The sequence below is a fragment of the Burkholderia sp. JPY481 genome, assembly GCF_038900515.1.
In the GTDB taxonomy this organism is placed as follows: domain Bacteria; phylum Pseudomonadota; class Gammaproteobacteria; order Burkholderiales; family Burkholderiaceae; genus Paraburkholderia; species Paraburkholderia youngii.
This window is the reverse complement of the sequence record NZ_JAYMRT010000106.1, coordinates 1-900: the sequence shown is the minus strand read 5'-3', so window position 1 is coordinate 900 and position 900 is coordinate 1. Positions and strand designations below refer to the sequence as shown.

The following is a 900-nucleotide window of genomic DNA, read 5'->3' as shown; positions in this document are numbered from 1 at the left end:
CGTGCGCTTGGTTGACAGATCCAGGTCAAGACCCAATTGCGACATTACTCTTCTCCTCAACTAATTCGCGATGCTTCCAGGATAGCTGAACGGGGCGTCAATGCCAGGACTTTTGCAGACCTTCCTTTACAAGCGGACTTGTGGGTAAAGCTCAGTCGTTCACGGCGGGGAAGGAAAGCGCGGACGCCAAAGGCGTCCTTGACGACGCTTCGGTTCTGATACGCGTGAGCCATGCAACGACTCTAGGCCTTCAAGTTCGAACCGATGCCCAACGGCGAAACGCAACGCAATATGCGCGAGTTGGCGGGCGCGTGCCGGTTCGTCTATAACGAGGCGTTGGCGTTGCAGGTCGAACGCCACAAGGGCGGCGATAAGAAGCTCGGCTACGCCGGCCTGTGCAAGCTGCTCACGGAGTGGCGCAACGGCGCGGAAGCACCGTGGCTCAACGATGCGCCAGTCCATCTGCTCCAGCAGGCCTTGAAGGACCTTGAGCACGTCTACACCAACTTCTTTGACAAGCGGGCCGAGTTCCCCCCGTTTCAAACGAATGGGCGAGCAGGATGGGTTCCGCTACCCAGACCCGAAGCAGATTAAACGTAAGCGGTCCATCTTTAGCGTCTGGCAGTGATCGCCAGGAGCGAGGAGCATAGGCGTCCACCAATTTGGACTGACCCCCAGAAGTTGGACGGTTAGATGGCTACGCCTGGACCGAATTGAGTCCGATATTTTACGGGGCTCATGCCCTGCAGTTTTAGCTTGATACGGTCATGGTGGTAGTACCGGATATAGTCCTTTATGCCGACCTCCAGCTCGTCAAGATTATCAAATTTGTTGAGATAAAAGAACTCCGCTTTGAGGGTGCCGAAGAAGCTCTCCATGGCGGCATTGTCATAGCAGTTG

The 900-nt window shown here is 55.8% G+C and carries 2 protein-coding genes; one reads left to right on the top strand and one right to left on the bottom strand.

The features are described 5' to 3' along the window. Window positions 1–264 precede the first annotated feature (264 nt). Window positions 265–594, top strand: coding sequence for a helix-turn-helix domain-containing protein (locus VSR82_RS39845; RefSeq protein ID WP_498858910.1), 330 nt, complete (start codon window positions 265–267; stop codon window positions 592–594). Window positions 595–689: 95 nt separating this feature from the next. Here the strand turns inward: VSR82_RS39845 and VSR82_RS39840 are convergent. Then, a partial coding sequence (locus VSR82_RS39840) for an IS3 family transposase (protein ID WP_498858909.1) occupies window positions 690–900 on the bottom strand: 211 nt, incomplete at its 5' end.